We start from the raw sequence: 22,386 nt of genomic DNA on the forward strand, positions 1-22,386 counted from the left end.
CCGCAGATCTGTGGGGCGTTTTCGTGAGTGGTGGTGCTTTGACGCCGGGTCGAGATCAGAAATCCACCTCGATGGCGATGCCCTGTTTGACCGCGAGTTCGACGACCGAGGAGGCCACGGCCAGATCCTGCAGGCCAACGCCGGTGCCGTCAAAGAGGGTAATCTGTGCGGCCGAGGTCCGGCCCGGATGCGCGCCGTTGATGACCGCGCCGAGCTGCGCCACATCGGCTTCGGCAATCAGCCCCTGCGCCACCGCGTGCTGCGCCTCGCCGATGGAAATGGACTGAGCCACCTCGTCGGTAAAGACATCGGCGCGGACCAGCAGCTGGGGATCAACCTCCTGCTTGCCCTTGGTGTCGGTGCCCATGCAGGCGATATGAGTGCCGGGGCTGACCTGATCGGCCTTGAGGATGGCATCAAAGGAGGAGGTGATGGAGATAATCACATCCGCCTCTTTCAGCCCGTCCAGCTCCACCGCCTCGAATGGCAGGCCCGCCTCGGTGGCGACCTCTTCGAGGTTCTCCAGCATCTCGGGATGCAGGTTCCAGCCGATCACCTTTTCAAACTCGCGCTGCTCCAGCGCGGCACGCAGCTGGAACTTGGCCTGATGCCCGGCGCCGATCATGCCGATCACTTTTGCATCCTCGCGCGCAAGGTGCTTGATCGACACCGAAGACGCCGCCGCCGTGCGCAGGGCGGTCAAGAGGTTACCCCCGACCATGGCGCGCACTTTGCCGGTGTCGGGATCAAACAGGAACACGGTGGATTGATGGTTGATCAACCCGCGCTTTTCCAGGTTGTTGGGCCAGTAGCCGCCGGCCTTCAGCCCCAGCGTCAGGCCCGCGCGGTCAAAGCCGCCCTTGAAGCCGTAGAGCGCGTCTTCATGGCCAATAGCCTCGCGCACCACCGGAAAGTTATAGGCGTCACCGGCGGCCATGGCGGCAAAGACCTGCTCCACCGCGTCAAAGGCGGCCTTGCGAGTCATCAGGTCGGCAATTTCCCGTTCGGGAACGATGTACATGGGGTGTCTCCATTCGTCTGGCGCGGGCTGTGTGCCCGGGCCGCGCCCGACCCTCCCCACGGGCGGGCGCTTGCGCACCCACCCAGGCTTGGGCGCGACCCGCTTGTTGGGGGCGCGGGGCAAATAAAAAGTCGGCGGAGGGCGGCGATGCGCACCTCCGCCAGTTCGGGGTTGATCGTCAGTAGGCCTTGCCGCGGGCCGAAACCGGCCACAGGGTCTCGACCTTGCCGCCGCGCACGCCGACGTACCAGTCGTGCACATTGGCGGTGGGGTCGCAGTGGCCCGGCACCAGCTTCAGCTTCTCGCCGACCTTGAGCACGCCGTCGGGGTCGGCAATCACGCCATGCTCGTCGGAGCATTTGACGTATTCCACATCCGTGCGGCCAAAGATGAAGGGCAACCCGCTGTCCACCGATTGTGCCTTCAGGCCCGCGTCGCAGATCGCCTTGTCGGCCTTTGCGTGGCTCATCACCTGGGTCAGGATGAAGAACGCGTTCTCCCATTCGCCCTGATCGATGCGGTTGCCGTCCTTGTCGAGGATACGGCCATAATCCGCGTCCATGAAGGCGTAAGAGCCGCACTGCAACTCGTTGAAAACACCGGAGTTGCTCTCGAAGTAGTAGGAGCCGGTGCCGCCGCCGGAGACCAGTTCGGGCTCCAGGCCCGCAGCTTTCAGCGCCTCGACGGCCTCGGTCACCTGCGCGATGGCGATGTCGAGTTTCTCCTTGCGGCCCTCGTAGCTGTCGATGTGCTGCATGGCGCCCTGATAGGCCTGGATGCCGGTGAATTTCAGCCCTTCGGCGGCGTCGATGGCCTGCGCGATCTCCACCACCGCCTCGGTCGTGGTGACACCGCAGCGCCCGGCGCCGCAGTCGATCTCGACAAAGCACTCGATCTCGGTGCCGTGCTTTTGCGCGCCTGCCGAAAGATCCGCCACATTGGCGATGTCATCGACGCAGACGATGGTGCGCGCGCCCAGTTTCGGCAGCCGCGCCAGACGGTCGATCTTGGCCAAGTCCCGCACCTGGTTCGACACCAGCACGTCCTTGATGCCGCCGCGGGCAAAGACTTCGGCCTCCGACACCTTCTGGCAGCAGACGCCCACCGCGCCGCCCAGGGATTCCTGCAGCTTGGCCACATCCACCGATTTGTGCATCTTGCCGTGCACGCGATGCCGCATGCCATGCGCCTTGGCATAGTCGCCCATCTTCTTGATGTTGCGCTCCAGCGCGTCCAGATCCAGCACCAGGCAGGGGGTCTGGATGTCGGCTTCGTCCATGCCGGGCAGGGCAGGGACGTCATAGCCAACTTCGAGATTGTCGAAATTCACGGGTGCATTCATTTTGGTCACTCCCTTACTGGGTCTCACAGGGTCCAGGGCAGTCTGTCGAGATCGACATTGCCGCCGGTGATGATGATGCCGACGCGCTTGCCTTTGAACGCATCGGGGTTTTTCAGGATGGTGGCGAGGGGCACGGCAGAGGAGGGCTCCATCACCACACGCAGGTGCTTCCAGATCAGCTTCATCGCGTCGATGATCTCGGGATCGGAGGCGGTCAGGATGTCGGACACATGGTTCGACACAAAATGCCAGGTCAGATCCTTGAGCGGCACCAGCAGCCCGTCGGCGATGGTCTTGGGCGCATCATCGGCGATGATGTGGCCCGCCTTGAAGCTGCGGTAGGCGTCATCGGCCTGCTCGGGCTCGGCGGCGATGATCCGGGTTTCCGGCGCCAGCGTCGACAGGGTCAGGCAGGTGCCAGAGATCATGCCGCCGCCGCCGATCGGTGCGAGCGCAAAATCAAGCCCATCGGTCTGTTCCACGAACTCCTTGGCGCAGGTGCCCTGGCCCGCGATCACACGCGGGTCGTTGTAGGGATGCACAAAATCGCCGCCCGTCTCGGCCTGCACGCGGGCAAAGGTCTCCTCGCGCGAGGAGGTTGACGGCTCGCATTCGGTGATCTTGCCACCATAGCGACGCACGGTGTCCTTCTTGGCTTGCGGCGCGGTGCGCGGCATCACCACGTTGCAGGGAATGCCGCGCAGCATCGCCGCATAGGACAGGCAGGAGGCATGGTTGCCGCTGGAATGCGTCGCCACGCCCTTGGCCGCCTGCGCTTCGTCCAGGCCAAACACCGCGTTGCTGGCGCCGCGCACCTTGAAGGCGCCCGGCTCCTGAAAGTTCTCGCACTTGAAGAACAGCTCCGCGCCGATCAGCTCGTTCAGATAGGCCGAGGTGCGGATCGGCGTGCGGCGGATGTGCGGCGCAATCCGATCATGCGCCGCCAGCATGTCCTCATAGGTGGGGATATACATCGCGCTGTCCTTCATCACGCGGCGTCCTGCTGTGCCGAGGCCGCATTGCCGCGATAATAGTCCTGCGCCGCCGCAACACCGGAGCCGAGTTGGATATCAAGGCCAAGGTCGACCATGCACATCTCGGCGGTGGCGATCCCGGAGAGCGCCATCACATCGGTCAGGCTGCCGAGGTGGCCGATGCGGAACACTTTGCCCGCGACCTCGCCCAGACCCACGCCAAAGGCGACGCCGTATTTGTCGGCGGCATGGGTGACGATATCGGTGGCGTTGAACCCTTCGGGCGTGCGGATGGCGCTGACGGTGTCGGAATAGACCTCCGGCGACGCGGCGCAGAGCTCCAGCCCCCAGGCGCCCACAGCGGCACGTACCCCTTCGGCGATGCGGTGGTGGCGGGCAAAGACGTTCTCCAGCCCCTCAGCCAGCAGCATCTTGCAGGATTCATTGAGCCCGTTCATCAGACCCACGGCAGGCGTGTAGGGGTAGGCGTTGTTGGCATAGCCCTTGGCCATGTCATGCACGTCAAAGAAGGTGCGCGGCAGCTGGGCGGTCTTGGTGGCCTCCATCGCCTTGGCGCTGAAGCCGACGATGGCGAGGCCCGCGCTCAGCATAAATCCCTTTTGCGAGCCGGTGACGGCCACGTCGACGCCCCATTCGTCCATGCGGAAATCCATCGAGGCGATGGAGCTGACGCCATCAACAAACAGCAGTGCCGGGTGGCCAGCGGCATCCAAGGCGCGGCGCACCGCAGCGATGTCGGATTTCACGCCGGTTGCGGTCTCGTTGTGGGTGGCCAGAACCGCCTTGATCTTGTGGGCTTTATCGGCGCTCAGGATCTCCTCATAGCGGTCGGCGGGCAGGCCCGCGCCCCAGGGGGTCTCGACGATCTGCACATCAAGCCCGTGGCGCTGGCACATGTCGATCCAGCGGTGGCTGAACATGCCGTTGCGCGCCGCCAGCACGGTATCGCCTGCCGACAGCGTGTTGCTCAGCGCGGTTTCCCAGCCGCCGGTGCCGGAGGACGGGAAGATGAACACTTCGGCGGTTTCGCTTTTCAGAACCTTGCGCACGCCGTCGCGGGCCGGATGCAGGATCTGACCAAACAGCGGCGAGCGGTGGTCGATCGTCGGCATGTCGCAGGCCTTGCGCAGGCTCTCGGGGATATTGGTCGGACCCGGGATGAACACGGGATTTTGAAAGCTCATGGAATGTCTCCTTCCGTCGTTGAGACACCCTAGGCCGGACCCGCCAGCGATGAAATTTTTTTGAAATCGTTTTTCGGAAATAGGAACATCCGGAAATATCGTTCCTTGTCAGGCGCTTGAGTTTTTCATATCGTGAATTCGAATTTCGCACAAAACCGGAGGGATCTGATGGATTCGCAAGAAACTGGCCCCAAGACCACCCGGCGGGCGCGTGGACGACCGCGCGACTGGCACGACAAGACGGCGCAAAACACCATCAAGTCGCTCGACCGGGCGATGGAGGTTTTCGAGTTCCTGAGCGAGGCGCAGGGCAAACCCCTGACGTCGATTGCCGAGGACATGGGCCAATCGCCCGCCACGGTGTATCGCATCCTGGTGACGCTCGAAGGGCGCGGGCTGGTGGAGTTCGACACCGAGGAACAGCTCTGGCACATCGGCGCGCAGGCCTTCGTGATCGGAGCGCGGTTCCTGCGCCGCACCAGTCTGGTGGATCGCGCGCGCCCGATCCTGCGAAAGCTGATGGAGGAAACGGGCGAAACCGCCAACCTCGGGATCGAGAAGGAGGGCCATGTGCTGTTTCTCAGCCAGGTGGAGACCCACGCCAGCATCCGCGCCTTCTTCCCACCCGGCACCCTGTCGCAGATGCATGCGTCGGGCATCGGCAAGGCGCTGCTGGCGCAGATGGATGTCGGCCGCCTGGACCGGCTGCTGGCGGCGACCCGGCTGGAGGTCTTTACCGATCACACCATCACCGATCATGAGGCGCTGAAACAGGATCTGGCGGCGATCCGCGCGCAGGGCTTTGCGGTCGACAACGAGGAAAAGAACGCCGGCATGCGCTGCATCGCAGCGCCGGTGTTCGACATGAACCGCGAAGCCATCGCCGGGATTTCGGTCTCGGGCCCCACCAGCCGGATCGGTGCAGACGACATCGACCGGCTGCGCCGCCCGGTGATCGAGGCGGCCCGGTTCCTGACGCAGGCGATCGGGGGAACCGAAGCGGCGCCACGGGGCTGAGCCGCGCAGAGGTATAGGATGCCGGTGCCGGGCGTCTGGGCCATTGCCAGCCCGGGCGGGCTGGGGCAGTCTCCGGTTCGGCACGGCGGGCAAGCGGACGGGACCGGATGCAGTATCTCAATATTTCGGATCTTTCAGCGCCGGGCTGGCGGTTTCTGGAGCCCTATTGCGACGCGCCCCAGCTCAGCTGGGAGACGTTCAGCGGCCAGCCCGCCAATCGGGTCGAACGCCGGATCACCCGTCCGGCGCTGGGCCGGTACCGGGCCTGCCTGTCGGCGGTCCGGGCTGCGCGGCGGCACAAAGACTCGGTGCTGGTCTCGCATCTGCCCAACGTGACGCTGGCAACCGCGCTGCTGGCGCGCAGGCTTGCGCCCGCGGCGCCGCATGTGGCCTTTGCCTTCAACTACACCGACCTGCCGACCGGGCGGCGGCTGGAGCTGGCGCGGCGCGCGTTCCGGCATGTGCAGGAGTTCGTGGTGTTCTCGCGCTACGAGATCGACCTTTACGCGCGCCTGTTTGATCTGCCGCCCGGGCGGTTCATCTATCTGCCCTGGGCGATGGAGGCCCCTGCGGTGGCGGCCCACCATCCGCGCCCGTTTCCCGGCCCCTATCTGAGCGCGATCGGCGGCGAGGGGCGGGACTATCAGGTGCTGGCAGCGGCAATGCGCCGCCTGCCGCAGCATCGGATGGTGGTGGTGGCGCGTCCGGCCAGTCTTGTCGGGATCGCCTTTCCCGACAATGTGACGGTGCACACCAATCTGCCCGCGCCGGTCACCTGGGCCATTGCGGCGCACTCAGCGGGCATGGCGATTCCCTTACGCTCCGACCGGACGCCGAACGGGCATGTCAGCATCGTCGGGGCGCAGCACCTCGGCATCCCGCTGGTGGTGACGCGGTCCGAGGGTGTGCGGGATTATGTCGGCGACCGCACCGCACAGATGGTGACCGCAGGAGAGGTGGCGGAGATGGCCCGTGCGCTGGATGCGCTGATCGAGGCGCCACGGGACGCGCGGCACCGGGCCGATCTGGCGCAGGCGCAGGCCCGGCACAGCAACAGCCTGTCGACCTGGTGCGCCTATTTCGAGGATTTGGATGCGCGGCTGACGTCAGCCTGACCCGGACCGCTACAGCACCCGGTGCAGGGCTCAGACCGGGCGGTCGCTGCTCTTGATCTCGCCGGTGGTCAGGACCGGGGCGGCGTCGATGTCATCGGCATCCAGCATCGCCGCGACCCGCTCCAGCGAGGCCAGCAGCTGGGCCTGTTCCCAATCCTTGAGCTGTTCGAAGGCGCGGACATAGCGTTGCTGCAACGCATCCGGGGCCGCCTTGACCGCGTCGCGGCCAGCCGGCTCCAGCACCACATTGGTCTGGCGGCGATCCGCGTCCGACCGCATCCGTGTCGCCATCCCGCGCGAGACGATCTTGTCCACCAGCGTGGTCACGGTTGCCTGGGCCACGCCCATGGTTTGCGCCAGCTCCTTTGGGGTGGCGCTGCCGCCACTGGTCGCAAGCAGCTGCAACACCCGCAACTGTGCCGGCGTCAGGCCGGAGGCCTGGGCCAGGTTGCGGGAATACAGCTCGGTCGCGCGCAGGATTCGTCTGAGCGCAATCAGGCTTTCATCGGTTCTGTCACGCGGGCGGTCATTCATAGCGCTTTAAAGTGTCACGGATGGCGATTTCCTTCAATACACTAAGTATTGTCGCGACGTTTCTCGAAGCCGAAGCATGTTATTTCGACCATCATTTGTCTGGCTAAGCAGTATTACCCTTTAGAAACAGGGATTAATCACTCAGGGGAAGAAAATTACTGAGGTTCTTGAAGTTTTTACATCTTCCCTATATTTAGATAGGCGAACGAAAAATGGAGACGGTGAGCGATGCCCAAAGACATCCTGCAGACTGAGACTGATAGCCCCCGAACTTGCCAGCCCCGCCTGCGCAAGCCAAACGCGACGGACGGGGCCGAAATCTGGGAGCTGGTCAAGGCCTGCGAGCCGCTCGACCGCAACTCCATGTATGCCAACTTGATCCAGGCGGATCACTTCCGCGACACCTGCGTGGTGGCGGAGCTTGATGGCGAAATCGTCGGCTGGATTTCCGGCCACATGATCCCGGGCGATGATGCGTTCTTCGTCTGGCAGGTCGCGGTGGGTGAAGCCGCGCGCGGCATGGGGCTGGGCAAGAAGATGCTGAAGGCGCTGATCGCGCGTGACGGCATTTCTGACGCGTCCGTGCTGAAAACAACCATCACCAAGGACAATGCGGCCTCCTGGGGCCTCTTCCGCAGCTTTGCCCGCGATATCGGCGGCGAGCTGAGCGACGAGCCGCATTTCGAGAAAGAGGCCCATTTCGACGGCGCGCATGACACCGAGCATATGGTGACCATCACGCTTGACAGTGATGCCAAGGTCCTGAAGCGCGCGGCCTGAACGCCTCCCCCCTCATCCAGAATTTATCTTATCCGAAAAGGATTCCCCCATGCCCAAAGACATGGAAACCAATACGTCTATCTACACGCGCCGCGAAAGCAATGCGCGTTCCTACTGCCGTTCCTTCACCGCGTCCTTCGATACCGCACGCGGCTCCGAGCTGTTCACCGAAGACGGCACCCGCTACATCGACTTTCTGGCGGGCTGTTCCTCGCTGAACTACGGCCACAATGACCCCGACATGAAGGATGCGCTGGTCGAGCACATCCTGAAGGACGGCATCACCCATGGTCTCGATTTTCATACCGAGGCCAAAGAAGCCTTCCTGCACAGCTTCAACGACCTGATCCTCACGCCGCGCGGCATGGATCACAAGGTGATGTTCACCGGCCCGACCGGTGCCAACGCCGTTGAGGCGGCGATGAAGATCGCCCGCAAGGTCACCGGCCGCACCAATGTGATTTCCTTCACCAACGGCTTCCACGGTGTGACCATGGGGGCGCTGGCGGCGACCGGCAACAGCTACCACCGCGGTGGCGCCGGCATGGATAAATCCGGCGTGACCCGTGTGCCCTTTGACGCCTATGTGGACGGTCTCGACAGCGCCGCGCTGCTGGACAAGATGCTCTCCGACCCCTCCGGCGGTATCGACGCCCCGGCGGCGATCATGCTGGAAACCGTTCAGGGCGAGGGTGGCCTCAACGCGGCCTCTGCCGAGTTCGTGAAGAAACTGGAACAGATCGCCCACGCCCATGGCGCGCTGCTGATCATCGACGACATCCAGGCAGGGTGCGGTCGGACCGGCACCTTCTTCTCCTTCGAGGAAATGGGCGTGAAACCCGATATCGTCACCATGGCGAAATCCGTATCCGGCTTTGGCCTGCCGATGGCTCTGGTTCTGGTGCGCCCGGAACATGACGTCTTTGGCCCTGCCGAGCACAACGGCACCTTCCGCGGTAACACCCATGCCTTTGTGACTGCCCGCGTGGCGATCGAGAAGTTCTGGGCCGATGATGCCTTTACCTCCGAACTGGCCCGCAAGACCGAGCTGGTCACCAGCGCCCTGCAGGAAGTGGCCAGCCACATCCCCGGCGCCTATCTCAAGGGCCGTGGCCTGATGCAGGGGGTCGACGTTGGCTCTGGCGAGCTGGCCGGCGACATCTGCGCCCGCGCCTATGAGCTGGGTCTGGTGGTGGAAACCTCCGGTCCGAATGACGAGGTCGTCAAGATCCTCGCCCCGCTGACCACCTCCGAGCAGCTGTTCTGCGAAGGCTTTGCCATTCTCAGCACCGCCGCCCGCGAAGTGGCCGCCAAAACCAAAATTGCCGCGCAATAACCAGACGACCGGAGACCAAGACCCATGATCGTACGCGATTTCAACGAACTGAAAAACACCGACCGCTCCGTCTCTGATGCGCGCTGGACCTCCACCCGCATGCTGCTGGCCGATGACGGGATGGGGTTCTCCTTCCACATCACCGTTCTGGAAGCGGGTTCGGAGCATCAGTTCCACTACAAGCACCACTTCGAGAGTGTCTACTGCATGAAAGGCAAGGGCTCGATCACCGATATCGCCACCGGCGAGACCCACGAGATCAAGCCCGGCGTCATGTATGCGCTGAACCTGCATGACAAGCACATCCTGCGGGCCGAGGAAGAACTGCACATGGCGTGCTGCTTCAATCCGCCGGTGACCGGCACCGAAGTCCATCGCGAGGACGGCTCTTATGCTCCTGCGGAGGAGCTGGCCTGAGGAACAGGTGACGCATGACACATACTGTTGAAAAAATTGGCGGGACCTCGATGTCCCGCGTGAACGAGCTGGTGGACACGCTGTTTACCGGCGGGCGCAAGGCGGATGATCTTTATGGTCGCGTCTTTGTGGTCTCCGCCTTTGGTGGCATCACCAATCTGCTGCTCGAACACAAGAAAACCGGTGAACCGGGCGTCTATGCCCGGTTTGCCGACGCCGAATCCGACCATGGCTGGCACGAGGCCCTGAGCCGCGTCGGCGACGAGATGCGCAAGGCGCATGAGTCGGTGCTCGACAATGCCGGTGATGTGGCGCAGGCGGATGCCTTTGTCGCCGAACGGATCGAGGGCGCCCGCAACTGCCTGATCGACCTGCAACGCCTGTGCAGCTATGGCCACTTCCGCCTGGCGGAACACATGCTGCAAATCCGCGAGCTGCTGTCGGGGCTGGGCGAGGCGCATTCCGCCTTTGTCACCGCACTGCTGTTGCAGCGCGTGGGGGTGAATGCCCGCTTTGTGGACCTGTCCGGCTGGCGTGACGAAGGTGACGTGACGCTGGAGGAGCGTATCTCCGGTGCGCTCAACGACGTCGATCCCGCCACCGAGATGCCCATCGTCACCGGCTATGCGCAATGCGCCGAGGGGCTGATGCGCGAGTTTGATCGTGGCTATTCCGAGGTGACGTTCTCCTGTCTGGCCGCCCTCACCGGCGCCAGCGAGGCGATCATCCACAAGGAGTTTCACCTCTCCTCCGCCGACCCGAAACTGGTGGGCGAGGGCGTCGCGCAGAAACTGGGCCACACCAACTATGACGTCGCGGACCAGATGTCGAACATGGGGATGGAGGCGATCCACCCCAAGGCGGCCAAGACCCTGCGTCAGGCCGATGTGCCGCTGCGGGTGACCAACGCGTTCGAACCCGAAGATCCGGGTACGCTGATCGACGACAAGCCGGCGGAAAGCCCGGCGGTGGAGATGATCACCGGTCTGGATATCATCGCGCTGGAGGTCTTTGAGCAGGACATGGTGGGTGTCAAAGGTTATGACGCCGCCATCCTCGAGGTGCTGACGCGCCATGATGTGCGCATCGTGTCCAAGACCTCGAATGCCAATACCATCACCCACTACGTCGACACCTCGCTGACGGTGCTGAAACGGGTGGAAAAGGACCTGGCCCGCCTCTATCCCAATGCCGAGATTTCCGCGCGGCTGCTGTCCATGGCCTCGGCCATCGGGCGCGACCTCAAGGGGCTGTCGGTGCTGACGCGCGGATTGCAGGCGATTGCTGATGTGGGGCTGGAAAGCCTCGGCGCCTCGCAGGGGCCGCGCAATGTGGACGTGCAGTACATCGTCGAGCGTGAGGACCTGAAGCCGGTCATCGGTGCGCTGCACCGGGTGCTGGTCGAGGGCAAGCCGGCGAAACAGGACAAGTCGATCAAAGCGGCAGCCTGACGCATGATATAGCCGTCGTCTGACAGGGATGATGCAGAATCAAAGGGGGCGCCCGGAGGGGCGCCCCTTTGCGTTGGCGTGACCGTGTCAGGTCCGGCGTCGCTCAGAGCGGTTCTTTCGCCAGCCCCTTGCCGAGGATCGGCCCCGTCGGCAGGCCCGTGGGCGAGCCGCCCGCCTGCTCAAACGTGATCTCATAGAGCTGTTCCGGCCCCGGCGGCGGCAACCCTTCTACCGCCAGCGCGGTGCCCCGGTTGTCCGCCAGCAGGCCAAGCGAGACCGGCGGGCCATCGTCCTCGGGTTTGGTCCAGACCTGCATCACCTGACCCTCGGGCACTGCGGCCTGTCCCAGCAGGGTGACCCGGGTCAGGTTCTCTTCGGTGCCTTCGACCACGGCGACGGCCTCGCCAGTGGTGTCGTTGATCAAGACCGCGATCACCGTCGGATCGGGCCGCATCATCACCGACCATCCCAGCGCCAGCGCGAGTATGATCGACGCCGCCAGCCCGGTGCAGGCGGCGAGGAACCAGTTGCGCGGGGCGCGCGGCTCGTTGGCGGGCAGGATGGTGTCGGTCTCGGCGTCGAACTGCGGCACCGACGCGGGCGCAATCTCCGCCGCTGCGGACCCCGCATCCAGACTGGCCGCGACCCGTGCCCACATGTCATCGGGCAGCGCCTCGGGCGTGGCGGTGTCATCCAGTTCCGACAGCCGCGCACGCGCCTGTGCCAGCGCCGCGGCCACCTCCGGCTCACTCTGCGCGCGGGCTTCCAACTCGGCCGCCTCGGCCTCTTCTGCAAGGCCAAGCGCCACTTCCATCGCCTGATCGGCCAGGGGTCTTGCATCACTCATGACAGGCACTCCCGCAGGGCGCTGAGGCCACGCCGGACCCAGGCCTTGACCGACCCGAGCGGCGCCTGGATGCGGCCGGAAATCTCGCCATGGGTGTAGCCCAGCACATAGGCCTGGAGTATAGCCACCCGCTTGCGCGGCTCCAGCCGGTCGAGGCAGCGCCGCAGGTCGCTGTTCATGTCCAGCCTGCCATAGGCCTCCATCACGATGTCCTCATCTTGCCGGCGCTCCAGCGTCCCCGCGTCCTCGGCGATTTCCCAGCTTTCCTTGCGCAGCATCGTCAGGCACTGGTTGCGCAGGATGGTGGTCAGCCAGCCCCGCGCAGAGCCCCGCGCGGCATCAAACTGATGTGCCTTGCGCCAGAGCGAGACAAAACACTCCTGCACCGCATCCTCTGCCAGATCCCGTCGGCGCAGCATCCGGATCGCAATCCCCAGCAGCCGCGACCCTTCGGTGTCCATCAGGGCGCGCAGCGCTGCACGATCCCCGTTTGCGCAGGCCTCGATGCGCTCTGCCAATTCGCTCAATCGCCTGTCCTCATGCCTGTGGCGCGTCCCGGTGCCCGCGGCCATCCGCGTCGGTCTTGCACGCAGGCGGGACGGCGCGCTCCGGGCAACCGTATTGGCACCGGCGGACCCGGTCAACGTCATGATCGCCAGCGGCAGAGGCATCGGGAGGGGGCAACAGGGGGCGCCGGGCGATAACGCCTGCGCCCCCTCGGGTAACATGTCCCCGGTGTTTGCGGCACCATGGGGTTACTCGCACTCACTCATACAACCATAACACGAATTGCATCACGTTGTGCAACCCTGATATCACTTCGCCGTCATGAAGGTGATGTCGCGCAGCGCAGCATCCGCGCCCTTGATCTCCCAGCTTTCCATGATCTTGCCGCTCTCCAGGGAAACGGTGTTGAGGCTGCCACCAGCCGCGAGCCAGGCGGTATTGTTGCCCTCTGCATCGGTTGCAATGTCAAAGGCATAGGTCTGCGCCCCGTCAATGCCCAGCTTGCCGATCGCCGCCAGCGTGCCATCGTTGGGCGAGGTCTGCTGGATCAGCGCCACGATGGTAGCGTCAATGTCGTACATCGCCGTTGCATCCGGCTGCCCGTAGGAGTTGATATAGGCCGCCGCGACGATCGCCGGAGCCTCGCCCGCGTGCATGTCTTTTTCCTCAAAGGCGAGCGAGCCATCCACGGTCACGGCACCGCTTTCGATGTCCACCCGGTGGTTGGTGGTGCCGCTCATGAAGCGCAGCTTGTTGGCCTTGGGGTTGAAGTCCACGATCACCGGTGCGCCCTCCGCAATCGGCAGTTCCTTGTCCATGGTGGAAATCACCGTGGCCTCGCCGGTCTTGGGGTCGATCTCGACGATGTCAAAGGTGGAGGTGACGCCGATCAGCTGACCGGTGGCCGGGCGCAGGTCGATGCCCAGCAGCTTGTCGACGCCCTTGACCGGCATGGAGCCGGTGACCCCGGCGGTTTCGGCGTTGATCATATGCAGCATGTTGTCGCCACTCAGCCCGATCGCCATCGGGGCGGCATGGTCGTCCGCCTGCGCAAACTGGGCGGTTGCGAAAATGGATGCGGTCACAAAAGCGGTCTTAAGGGAATGCATAAAAAGCTCCTCTCTGTTTGACTGAGGCACGGACCATCCGTGCGCTGTCAGAGGGGAGACTCCGTCAGCGCCGCATTTGGATGCAGCAGGTGGCAATTTTTTTGAAAAAAGTTTTGGGCGGCGGGTCAGATGGGGGAGGGGGGCTCCCCGATCCGGGTGATCGCCTGGATCTGCTCGGTGGCCAGACGCAGGGCGGCGCCGGTGCAGGTCATCATGGCTGGCAGCACCATCCACTCCAGCGTCCACATCGCGCCAGAGCGTTCCTGTTCATGCACCATCGCCTGATGCATCAGGGGCAATTGGCCTGCGTTATAGCGCGCCAGAGTCACCAACAGTTCCGCCGTCACCGGGTTCTGTTTATGCGCCATGGCAGAGCTGCTGCCGCCGCCCTCCTGCGCCAGCGCATCCACGCCCTGTTGTGCCATCAGGCAGATGTCTTGCCCGATCTTGCCGAGACTGCCGGTCAGGGCCGAAAGCCAGCTGGCGTATGTCGCCAAGCCATCCCGCTCGGTGTGCCAGCTGCGGGCAGGGGCGGTCAGCCCCAACTCGGTCGCCATGAGCCGGGCAATGGCGTCGCCATGTGGCTGGCTGCGCTGGCGATCCCCCACCGGGCCGCCGAACTGCAACAGCTCCACCTCGGGGCGCAAGGTCTCCAACCGTTTTGCATGGCGCTGCACTGGCGCGGCCCATGTGGTGATTCGATGCCCGGCGGTGATCGGCAGGGCCGCCTGCATCCGGGTCCGGGCCATCAGGGCGTTTTCGCCCTGTGTTCGCTCCAGCGCCTCCAGCGCGGTGCTCAACCTCTCCAGCCGCGACAGGTAGATCGCGTTTGCCGCGCGGATCGCCAGCACCAGCGCGGTGTCGATCAGATCCTGACTGGTGGCACCGGGGTGCACAGCGGCGGCAAGCTCCGCGCCCACATGCGCCTTGAGTTGCCGCACATAGCCCGGCACCGCCATACCGTCTGTCTTCTGATCCGCCTGCAATGCCGCCACATCGGGCGCGAACCCGGCCATCGCAGCCACTGCCCGCGCCGCAAGATCCGCCTCGATCTGCCCGACCTCTGCCGCCGCACGGGTCAGCGCCACCTCATAGGCGAGGAAAGCCTCTGCCGTCGCAGGACCACTGAACAGATCCGTGATCTCATCATCGGCAAAGAGGCCGGTAAAGTAGGGGTTGGTCGAGGTCAGCGGGTTCACAGGGCAGGCGGTCCTTTGAGGCGGAATAAGGAAACCAGATCAGCCGCGCAGGGGCACGTCAAGGATCTCTCGCGCCTGTTGCCAGGTGGCGACGGGGCGTTCGTATTTCTCGCACAGCTCCGCCGCGCGCCGGATCAGTGCCGCATTGGAGGGCGCAAGGGTCTGGCGATCCAGCCGCACATTGTCCTCCAGCCCGGCACGAGTATGGCCCCCGGCGGCAATGGCCCATTCGTTGACCACCAACTGGTTTGCCCCAATGCCCGCCGCACACCAATTGGCTTCCGGGGCGCGGCGTTTGACCAGATCGACATAGAGGTCGAACACCTCCTTGTCGGCGGGCATCGCGTTTTTCACGCCCATCACAAATTGCAGATAGAGCTTGCCATAGAGCGCCCCCTCCTGATGCAGCCGGATCGCCTGCAGGATATGGCTGAGGTCAAAGGCCTCGACCTCCGGCGTGATGTGATGCGTTCGCATCTCGCCTGCCAGCCAGTCGACCAGATCCGGCGGGTTTTCATAGACGCGGGTGGGGAAGTTGTTCGATCCCACCGACAAGGAGGCCATGTCGGGCTGCAACGGCAGCATGCCCCCGCGCGTCTTGCCCGCGCCCGACCTGCCGCCAGTGGAGAACTGGACAATCATGCCGGGGCAGTGTTTCTCCAGCCCTTCTTTCAGCGCCGCGAATTTTTCCGGATCGGAGGAGGGCGTCTCGTCGTCATTGCGCACATGGGCGTGGCAGATGCTGGCCCCGGCCTCAAACGCCTCATGGGTGCTCTCGATCTGTTCGGACACGGTGATCGGCACCGCCGGATTGTTGGCCTTGGTGGGCAGCGAGCCGGTGATCGCGACGCAAAGGATACAAGGGTTGCTCATGATCTGGCCTCAGATGTCGAAAAACACGGTTTCATTGTGCCCCTGAAGGCGAATGTCGAAATGGTAATGACCGTCGCCCTTATCCTCGCCAATCAGGGTTTTGACGCGGGTCTGATGCTCGATGCGGCTCAGGATCGGGTCGGCGGCGTTGGCCTCCGCCTCGTCGGGGAAATACATCCGCGTGTGCAGGCCGAGGTTGATGCCCCGCGCCACGATCCAGAGCGTCACATGCGGCGCCTGCATCCGCCCATCGACAAAGGGCACCGCGCCGGGTTTGACCGTGTCAAAGGCAAACTCGCCCGTCGTCATATCCGAGGCGCAGCGCCCCCAGCCGGTGAAGTTTGGATCTGCCGTGCCGCGTGTCTCGGCGGGGGAGTTGAACAGCCCTGCCGCATCCGGTTGCCAGATCTCGATCATCGCATCGCGCAAGGGCGTGCCGGTGCCGTCGATGACACGGCCGGTGATGCGGATCCGCTGACCCTGCACGTCGCCGGTAATCATCTCATGGCCGAGGTCCTGCGGGTAGACGCCTTCGATTTCGGCGAAATTCGGCGTGCAGCCGATGTGGACGTAAGGCCCGGCGGTCTGCGACGGGGATTCTCTCAGATAGCTCAACGGTTGCACCATGATCACAGCCCCTCCATGCGGTTTTCAAACATCGTCTGGCGACGGCCGCGCAGGGTGATGTCGAACTTGTAAGCCCGCGCATCCATCGGCACCGTGCGCGCCATGTCGAGCGCCGCGACCAGGCTCTCGATCCCCTCGCGTGTCGGGATGGTGTCGACGATGGGGCAGTGCCAGATCAGCGGATCGCCCTCGAAATACATCTGGGTGATCAGGCGCTGGGCAAAGCCGTGGCCAAAGATGGAAAAATGGATATGCGCCGGGCGCCAGTCGTTCATCGTGTTGGGCCAGGGGTAGGGGCCGGGCATGATGGTGCGGAACTCATAGAACCCCTGTGCGTCGCTGATGCAGCGCCCGCAGCCGCCAAAGTTCGGATCCAACGGCGCCAGATAGCTTTCCTTCTTGTGGCGATAGCGCCCGCCCGCATTGGCCTGCCAGACCTCGATCAGCGCGCCGGGTACGCCACGGCCAAACTCGTCGCGCACCTGCCCATGCACGATGATGCGCGGGCCGATCGCCATGCCGTCGCCGCTGGCAAAGTTCAGGATCAGGTCGTTGTCAAGTTTGCCCAGCATGTCATGGCCAAAGACCGGCCCGGTTTCCTCGACCAAAGTGGTGGGAAAGGACAGCGGCGCATGGCGTGGGCCGCGCGCCACCGAGGTCTTGTAGTCGGGCGTGATGCTGGGCGGATGCCAGCGCCGGTCGCGGTTTACATAGCCGTTGCTCATTTTTTGCCCGCCTCCTGTTCCATCTCGGCGTAAGTCTCCTTGGCCAGTTTCAGCGCGTGATTGGCGCGCGGCACCCCTGCGTAGATTGCCACATGCTGGAATGCCTCCAGCACGTCGGTCTTGCTTGCGCCCGTGCGCGCGGTGGCGCGGATGTGCATGGGGATCTCGTCAAAATTGCCAAGCGCGGCCAGAAGCGCCAGCGTCAGCATGGAGCGTTCACGGTCGGAAACCCCGTCGCTGGCCCAGACATTGCCCCAAGCGGTTTCTGTGATCAGCGTCTGGAACGGTTCGTCAAAGGCGGTTTTCCTCGCCTCGGTCCGGTCCACGTGGTCGTCGCCCAGGATTTTGCGGCGGATGGTCATGCCGGTGATATAGCGGTCGCTTTGGGGCTGTTTAGACATGGCCCAACTCCTCCAGGAATTCCAATAGGGCCCCGGCATAGGCCTCGGGCGCCTCGACACAGGGCAAATGGCCGGTGTCCTCGATCACGGTGAACGCGGCGTCGGGGATCAGATCGATGGTTGCCTCTACCAGCGCGGCAGGGCTGGCGCCATCCGCACTGCCCGCGATGCCAAGGGTCGGTTGGCGCAGGGTCTTGGTGATCTCGCTGAGGTCTGCGCCCGCAATGGCCTGACAACAGGCGATGTAGCCGTCCTGCGGTGTGCGCTCCAGCATGTGCCGCCATGGTATGTGGGCGTCGGTGCTCAAGAAATCGGGCGCGAACCAGCGTTCCATCACCGCATCCGACAGGGCCGCAATGCCGCCTGCCTCGATGGCCGCGATCCGGTCCTGCCACATCTGCGCCTCGCCCATTTTGGCGGCGGTGTTGGACAGCACCAGCGCCGAGATCCGCTCCGGCGCGCGGGCCGCCACGGTCTGCGCAATCATGCCGCCGATGGACAGGCCGACAAAGACGCAAGTCTCAACACCCAGATGATCCAACAGCTCCAGCGCATCCTCGGCGAGATCGTCGAGGGAATAGGGCCCTTTGGGGCAGGAGCTGAGGCCATGGCCGCGTTTGTCGTAGCGGATCAGCCGCAGATGCGTGGGCAGGCGGTCGATCACCGCATCCCAGAGCCGCAGATCCGTGCCCAGCGAGTTGGCAAAAACCACCGCTGGCCCGTTTGGGTCGCCATCCGCGCGCCAATGCAGCGTGGCATGTGTCAGTCGCGCCGCCTGCATCAGTAGGGCAACCCGACGTAATTGGTGGCCAGCACCCGCTGCGCATCCTCGTTGTCACGCAGGAAGGCCAGTTCCGCCGCCTGCATCTTCACATCAAACGGGCTTTGATCCGGGAACCGATGCAGCAGCGACGTCATCCACCAGCTGAACCGCTCCGCCTTCCAGACCCGGGCAAGCGCCTTTTCTGAATAGCGATCAAGCCCTTCGCTGTCCTTGTCCTGATAGAACCGCAGCAGCCCTGTATAGAGGTAATGCACGTCAGAGGCGGCGGTGTTCAGACCCTTCGCCCCGGTGGGCGGCACGATATGGGCGGCATCCCCGCAGAGGAACAACCGCCCCCAGCGCATCGGCTCGCTCACAAACGACCGCAGCGGCGCGATGGATTTCTCGATCGAGGGACCTGTCACCAGCGCTTCGCCCACCTCGGCGGGCAGGCGGCGGCGCAGCGTGTCCCAGAACCGCGTGTCGGTCCAGTCGCCGACGTCATCGCCCAGGGAACACTGCACGTAATAACGGCTGAGGTTGGCATTGCGCATCGAACAGAGCGCAAAGCCGTCCTCGGAATTGGCATAGATCAGCTCTTCGTTCACTGGCGGGGTTTCCGACAGGATGCCGAGCCAGCCGAAGGGATAGACCTTCTCATACTCGGTGCGCACGGAGGCCGGAATGGTGCGGCGGCTGACGCCATGGAACCCGTCACAACCGGCGATGAAATCGCAATCAATACGCTGTTCCCGACCGTCCTTGTGGAAGGTCACATAGGGCGTATCGGTGTCCGCGTCGTGGATGGCGGCATCTGCTACGTCAAAGATCGTCTGTGCGCCGACCTTCTCGCGCGCCTCATAGAGGTCGCGAGTGACTTCTGTCTGGCCGTAGAGGATCACCGATTTGCCGATGAGTTGCTCGAAATTGATGCCGAACATCCGATCATTGTGGGCGATCTGCGTGCCCTCATGATGAAAGCTCTCACGCTCCAGCCGCGCACCGACGCCCGCCTTGTGCATCAGCTCGACCATGCCCTGCTCCAGGATGCCGGCACGGATACGGCTCAGCACATGTGCCTTGCTGCGCCGTTCCAGCACGACGGTGTCGATCCCATTCAGGTGCAACAATTGCCCCAACAACATCCCCGACGGACCTCCGCCGACAATAACCACCTGTGTCCGCATCCAAGCCTCCCGCTTTGAGTGCAGCGTATCATGCGGTTTTTGTATTCTAAAATGAGAAATACGACTTTATATATACCGATATGGGTAATTTAAAGCGTTCACGACAGGTCAAGATCCGCCACATGCAATGCCTGTCGGAGGCGGTGGCGCACGGCAGTCTGAAGGGCGCGGCAGAGTATCTGGGGCTGACGCAACCGGCGATGTCGCGCACCCTGAAGGAGCTGGAAGAGATCCTCGGGGCCACGCTCTTGCGGCGCAGCCGGGCCGGGGTTGAGCTGACCGAAGCCGGGGAGATCTTTGCCCATTTTGCCCGCATGAGCCTGGCCGCGCTCGATCACGGGCTGGACAGCGTGGATCGCACCCAGGGCGGCCTGTTGCGCCAGGAGGTCACCGTGGGCGCCTTGCCCAGCGTGGCGGCGGGGCTGTTGCCGCGGGTCGCGGAAGAGTTTCGCAGGCTCGCGCCCGAGGCGGTGTTGCGATTGTCCGACGGGCCGCACGGGATGCTGATCGACCTGCTGCGCAGCGGCGCGGTGAGCATGGTGATCGGGCGGCTCGGCGATCCCGCGGTGATGCAGGGGGTGTCCTTTACCCAGCTTTATACCGAAGAGGTCGTGAGCGCGGTGCGGCCCGGCCATCCCTGTCTGGCGGCCCCGAGCCTGTCGGATCTGACCCGCTGGCCGGTGATCTTCCCGCCCTCGACGGCGGCCATTCGCCCGTTGGTGGAGCGCTGGCTGATCAGCCATGGCCTGTCGGAACCACCGCAGCGGATCGAAACGGTCTCGGGCGCCTTTGCTCGGGTGCATGCCCGCGATACCGATGCGATCTGGATGATTTCGCGCGGGGTGGTGCGCAATGAGCTTGCCGACGGGCGCTTGGTCGAACTGCCCTTCGACATGTCGCTGACCAAGGGGCCGGTAGGGCTGATGCTGCGGCAGGATGCAGAGCGGACGCCGCTGGAAGGGGTGTTCCTCAAAGCGCTGCACGCGGCGATCGGTGCGCTGGGTTATGATGTGAGCTGAGTGTTGCGTATAGACCCGGCAGGCCTCCCGCGCCCGCACGTGCCCGGCCTGCGGCAGGACCCGTTGGCGGCCTTGGGCCGAGCGCCCGGCCGGGGTCCGGGCGCCAGGGGGCGCTGCCCCCTCGGGCCTTGCGGCCCTCACCCCCGAGATATTTGGAAAAAGCTGAAGGTGGGGCGGTGGCACGCCGCGCGCCAGCGCGGCGCCGGGCCCAACCGGGCAAGGGGATCTGTGATCCCTGCGGCCTGGGCGGGAGCCCCCCCCCGCGCTCTTCGGGGTGGCACAGAGGGGGTGCTGGGCGCCCACGTTTAGACCGGTGGCTTGCCGCGGTATTTTACGGTTAGCTCGGCGGGGACGTCTTCGGGGTCATAGACCCCAAGCAGAATGCCCTTGCCGCGTGAGGCGCCGCGTCCTGCAATGATCTGCGCGTCTGAGCGGGTGATGCGTTGTGACATGCGCCGCCCCCATTGGCCAAGACGCGCATACATCATGTCGATCACTTCGCGATGTTCAGCGCTGCGGCCAAGGTCATTAAACTCTTGCGGGTCGTTTTCCAGATCGAACAGCATTGGCGGCAGGCCGCCCTCGGTGTGCAGGAATTTCCAGCGCGTGTCGGTCACCATAAAGAGTCGTGCATCGCGGGGGGCGATGCCAAGCTTCACACTCATCGGTGTGCCGGAATAGTCGTATTCGCTGATCGCGTAGTCCCGCCACACCTCGGGCGTCTGACCGTGCAGCCACGGTGTAAGCGCGCGGCCCTCAAGGATGTGATCTGCGATCTCGCCACCTGCGGCCTCCACAAAGGTCGGCAGCAGGTCGATGTTCTCTACCAGCGCGCTGCAGGTGGTGCCGCGGGTGGAGGCGGCTTCGGGGCGGGGATCATAGATGATCATTGGCACTTTGACGGAGGGTTCGTGAAAGAGATCCTTCTCGCCCAGCCAGTGATCGCCCAGATAGTCGCCGTGGTCAGAGGTGATCACGATCATCGTGTCATCCATCCGGCCCGTGTCCTCAAGGTACTGAAACAGCCGCCCCATCTGGTCATCGCATTGCTTGATGAGGCCCATATAGGCGGGGATGGCGGATTGTCTGACTTCTTCGCGCGAGAAGGCCTGACCGATGGCATTGCCCATGAAGGCCCCGTAAACGGGGTGTGGATCGTCGCGCTCAGCAGGGTCTTTGACGGCGGGCAGCACATGCTCCGGCCCGTACATGTCGTGATAGGGCGCGGGCACGATATAGGGCCAATGCGGTTTGATATAGCTCACATGCGCACACCATGGCCCCTCGGCCTGTTCAATAAACTCAATGGTCTTGGTGGTGAGCCACGGGGTTTCGCTGTCTTCCTCGGCAATATTCGCGGCCTTTTTCGCGTTGGCCATGAACCAGCCGGAGGCCATCTCATCGCCCTCAAGACCCGCATTGGCGAAGTCGTGCCACGGGTTGTGGCCCGCGTAGCCCTTTGATTTCAGGTACTCATTATAGGGGCTGCGTTTTTGGTCATAAAACCCGTCCGGCCCCTCGGCCCAGAGGCCATCGTCACGAATCCAGACGTCAAAGCCACATTCGGCCTGGCGTGCGCCGATCACGCTGTCCGGGCTGAGGCCGAGGCGGGCCATGCCCTCGCTGTCGGCATTCATATGAGTTTTGCCAATGAGCCAGCAGCCCATGCCCGCCTTGCGCAGATGATCCCCCATGGTCCATTCGCCCACCCGCAGCGGCGAGTTGTTCCATTGCGCCCCGTGGCTGGAGACATAGCGCCCGGTGTAGCAGCTCATCCGTGCGGCGCCGCAGATGGGCGATTGCACATAGGCGTTGGTGAACCGCACGCCGCGCTCAGCCAGCCGGTCGATATGGGGTGTTTTCAGATGCGGATGACCGGCGCAGCTCAGATAGTCGAACCGCAGTTGGTCGAACATGATAAAGAGGATATTCATCGC

At 64.0% G+C, this 22,386-nt stretch carries 23 protein-coding genes; 7 read left to right on the forward strand and 16 right to left on the reverse strand.

The features are described from left to right. Positions 1 to 55 precede the first annotated feature (55 nt). From bhcD to bhcA, 4 genes are all read right to left on the reverse strand, one after another. Positions 56 to 1,021: an iminosuccinate reductase BhcD gene (gene bhcD / locus MHM97_RS05315; protein WP_239320366.1), complete on the reverse strand. Its 966-nt coding sequence runs from the start codon at positions 1,019 to 1,021 to the stop codon at positions 56 to 58. Between the two features lie 178 nt (positions 1,022 to 1,199). Further along, positions 1,200 to 2,363, reverse strand: coding sequence for a 3-hydroxy-D-aspartate aldolase BhcC (gene bhcC, locus MHM97_RS05320; protein ID WP_239320368.1), 1,164 nt, complete (start codon positions 2,361 to 2,363; stop codon positions 1,200 to 1,202). Between the two features lie 23 nt (positions 2,364 to 2,386). Beyond that, entirely contained in the window at positions 2,387 to 3,352 is a 966-nt protein-coding gene (bhcB, locus tag MHM97_RS05325) for a beta-hydroxyaspartate dehydratase BhcB (RefSeq protein WP_239320370.1), read from the reverse strand. After that, positions 3,352 to 4,542, reverse strand: a complete 1,191-nt coding sequence (gene bhcA, locus MHM97_RS05330) for an L-aspartate--glyoxylate aminotransferase BhcA (protein ID WP_239320373.1) — start codon at positions 4,540 to 4,542, stop codon at positions 3,352 to 3,354. Before bhcA ends, bhcB begins: the two co-directional genes overlap by 1 nt. Before the next feature lie 168 nt (positions 4,543 to 4,710). Here bhcA and bhcR point away from each other — a divergent pair, with 168 nt between their 5' ends. Together bhcR and MHM97_RS05340 are read left to right on the forward strand one after the other, a co-directional pair. Then, a complete protein-coding gene (bhcR, locus tag MHM97_RS05335) occupies positions 4,711 to 5,559 on the forward strand; it encodes an HTH-type transcriptional regulator BhcR (RefSeq protein ID WP_239320375.1) in 849 nt (282 codons plus the stop codon). Between the two features lie 107 nt (positions 5,560 to 5,666). Further along, the gene (locus MHM97_RS05340; RefSeq protein ID WP_239320377.1) at positions 5,667 to 6,674 is read left to right on the forward strand and encodes a hypothetical protein; all 1,008 of its coding nucleotides are present in this window, start codon (positions 5,667 to 5,669) and stop codon (positions 6,672 to 6,674) included. Positions 6,675 to 6,704: 30 nt separating this feature from the next. Here the strand turns inward: MHM97_RS05340 and MHM97_RS05345 are convergent, their stop codons facing one another. Continuing rightward, positions 6,705 to 7,208 (reverse strand): MarR family winged helix-turn-helix transcriptional regulator, encoded by a 504-nt coding sequence (locus MHM97_RS05345; protein WP_239320379.1) that lies wholly within the window; start codon positions 7,206 to 7,208, stop codon positions 6,705 to 6,707. A gap of 228 nt (positions 7,209 to 7,436) precedes the next feature. Here MHM97_RS05345 and ectA point away from each other — a divergent pair, with 228 nt between their 5' ends. The 4 genes from ectA to MHM97_RS05365 are packed head-to-tail and all read left to right on the forward strand — an operon-like array spanning position 7,437 to position 11,192. Further along, the gene (ectA, locus tag MHM97_RS05350) at positions 7,437 to 7,988 is read left to right on the forward strand and encodes a diaminobutyrate acetyltransferase (RefSeq protein WP_065334593.1); all 552 of its coding nucleotides are present in this window, start codon (positions 7,437 to 7,439) and stop codon (positions 7,986 to 7,988) included. 49 nt (positions 7,989 to 8,037) lie between these two features. Then, positions 8,038 to 9,324, forward strand: a complete 1,287-nt coding sequence (ectB, locus tag MHM97_RS05355) for a diaminobutyrate--2-oxoglutarate transaminase (RefSeq protein ID WP_239320381.1) — start codon at positions 8,038 to 8,040, stop codon at positions 9,322 to 9,324. A 24-nt stretch (positions 9,325 to 9,348) separates the two neighbouring features. After that, positions 9,349 to 9,741 (forward strand): ectoine synthase, encoded by a 393-nt coding sequence (locus MHM97_RS05360; protein WP_005620964.1) that lies wholly within the window; start codon positions 9,349 to 9,351, stop codon positions 9,739 to 9,741. Between the two features lie 14 nt (positions 9,742 to 9,755). After that, a complete protein-coding gene (locus MHM97_RS05365; RefSeq protein WP_239320383.1) occupies positions 9,756 to 11,192 on the forward strand; it encodes an aspartate kinase in 1,437 nt (478 codons plus the stop codon). A 103-nt stretch (positions 11,193 to 11,295) separates the two neighbouring features. On the opposite strand, the gene MHM97_RS05370 is transcribed toward MHM97_RS05365, so the two are convergent. The 10 genes from MHM97_RS05370 to pobA form a co-directional block, all read right to left on the reverse strand. Next, a complete protein-coding gene (locus tag MHM97_RS05370; RefSeq protein ID WP_239320384.1) occupies positions 11,296 to 12,039 on the reverse strand; it encodes an anti-sigma factor in 744 nt (247 codons plus the stop codon). Next, positions 12,036 to 12,566 carry a sigma-70 family RNA polymerase sigma factor gene (locus MHM97_RS05375; protein WP_239320385.1) on the reverse strand — a complete coding sequence of 177 codons (531 nt, stop codon included), beginning with the start codon at positions 12,564 to 12,566 and terminating at the stop codon, positions 12,036 to 12,038. Before MHM97_RS05375 ends, MHM97_RS05370 begins: the two co-directional genes overlap by 4 nt. Before the next feature lie 288 nt (positions 12,567 to 12,854). Then, complete coding sequence (locus MHM97_RS05380) at positions 12,855 to 13,655, reverse strand: DUF4394 domain-containing protein (RefSeq protein WP_239320386.1); 801 nt, start codon at positions 13,653 to 13,655, stop codon at positions 12,855 to 12,857. A 125-nt stretch (positions 13,656 to 13,780) separates the two neighbouring features. Beyond that, a complete protein-coding gene (locus tag MHM97_RS05385) occupies positions 13,781 to 14,854 on the reverse strand; it encodes a 3-carboxy-cis,cis-muconate cycloisomerase (protein WP_239320388.1) in 1,074 nt (357 codons plus the stop codon). Between the two features lie 39 nt (positions 14,855 to 14,893). Next, complete coding sequence (locus tag MHM97_RS05390; RefSeq protein ID WP_239320390.1) at positions 14,894 to 15,727, reverse strand: 3-keto-5-aminohexanoate cleavage protein; 834 nt, start codon at positions 15,725 to 15,727, stop codon at positions 14,894 to 14,896. 9 nt (positions 15,728 to 15,736) lie between these two features. Then, positions 15,737 to 16,354 carry a protocatechuate 3,4-dioxygenase subunit alpha gene (gene pcaG, locus MHM97_RS05395; protein WP_239320392.1) on the reverse strand — a complete coding sequence of 206 codons (618 nt, stop codon included), beginning with the start codon at positions 16,352 to 16,354 and terminating at the stop codon, positions 15,737 to 15,739. Positions 16,355 to 16,356: 2 nt separating this feature from the next. Next, complete coding sequence (gene pcaH / locus MHM97_RS05400; protein WP_239320393.1) at positions 16,357 to 17,079, reverse strand: protocatechuate 3,4-dioxygenase subunit beta; 723 nt, start codon at positions 17,077 to 17,079, stop codon at positions 16,357 to 16,359. Next, positions 17,076 to 17,480 (reverse strand): 4-carboxymuconolactone decarboxylase, encoded by a 405-nt coding sequence (pcaC, locus tag MHM97_RS05405; RefSeq protein ID WP_239320395.1) that lies wholly within the window; start codon positions 17,478 to 17,480, stop codon positions 17,076 to 17,078. The genes pcaH and pcaC overlap by 4 nt, the downstream gene beginning before the upstream one ends. Beyond that, a complete protein-coding gene (pcaD, locus tag MHM97_RS05410) occupies positions 17,473 to 18,261 on the reverse strand; it encodes a 3-oxoadipate enol-lactonase (RefSeq protein ID WP_239320397.1) in 789 nt (262 codons plus the stop codon). Before pcaD ends, pcaC begins: the two co-directional genes overlap by 8 nt. Beyond that, a complete protein-coding gene (gene pobA, locus MHM97_RS05415) occupies positions 18,261 to 19,430 on the reverse strand; it encodes a 4-hydroxybenzoate 3-monooxygenase (protein ID WP_239320398.1) in 1,170 nt (389 codons plus the stop codon). The genes pcaD and pobA overlap by 1 nt, the downstream gene beginning before the upstream one ends. 80 nt (positions 19,431 to 19,510) lie before the next feature. Between pobA and pcaQ the strand changes: the two genes are divergently transcribed. After that, positions 19,511 to 20,449 (forward strand): pca operon transcription factor PcaQ, encoded by a 939-nt coding sequence (pcaQ, locus tag MHM97_RS05420; protein ID WP_255729393.1) that lies wholly within the window; start codon positions 19,511 to 19,513, stop codon positions 20,447 to 20,449. Positions 20,450 to 20,754: 305 nt separating this feature from the next. On the opposite strand, the gene MHM97_RS05425 is transcribed toward pcaQ, so the two are convergent. Continuing rightward, a complete protein-coding gene (locus MHM97_RS05425; RefSeq protein WP_239320402.1) occupies positions 20,755 to 22,383 on the reverse strand; it encodes a sulfatase-like hydrolase/transferase in 1,629 nt (542 codons plus the stop codon). Positions 22,384 to 22,386: the final 3 nt, after the last annotated feature.

The sequence above is a fragment of the Epibacterium sp. Ofav1-8 genome (assembly GCF_022348185.1).
Taxonomy (GTDB): domain Bacteria; phylum Pseudomonadota; class Alphaproteobacteria; order Rhodobacterales; family Rhodobacteraceae; genus Epibacterium.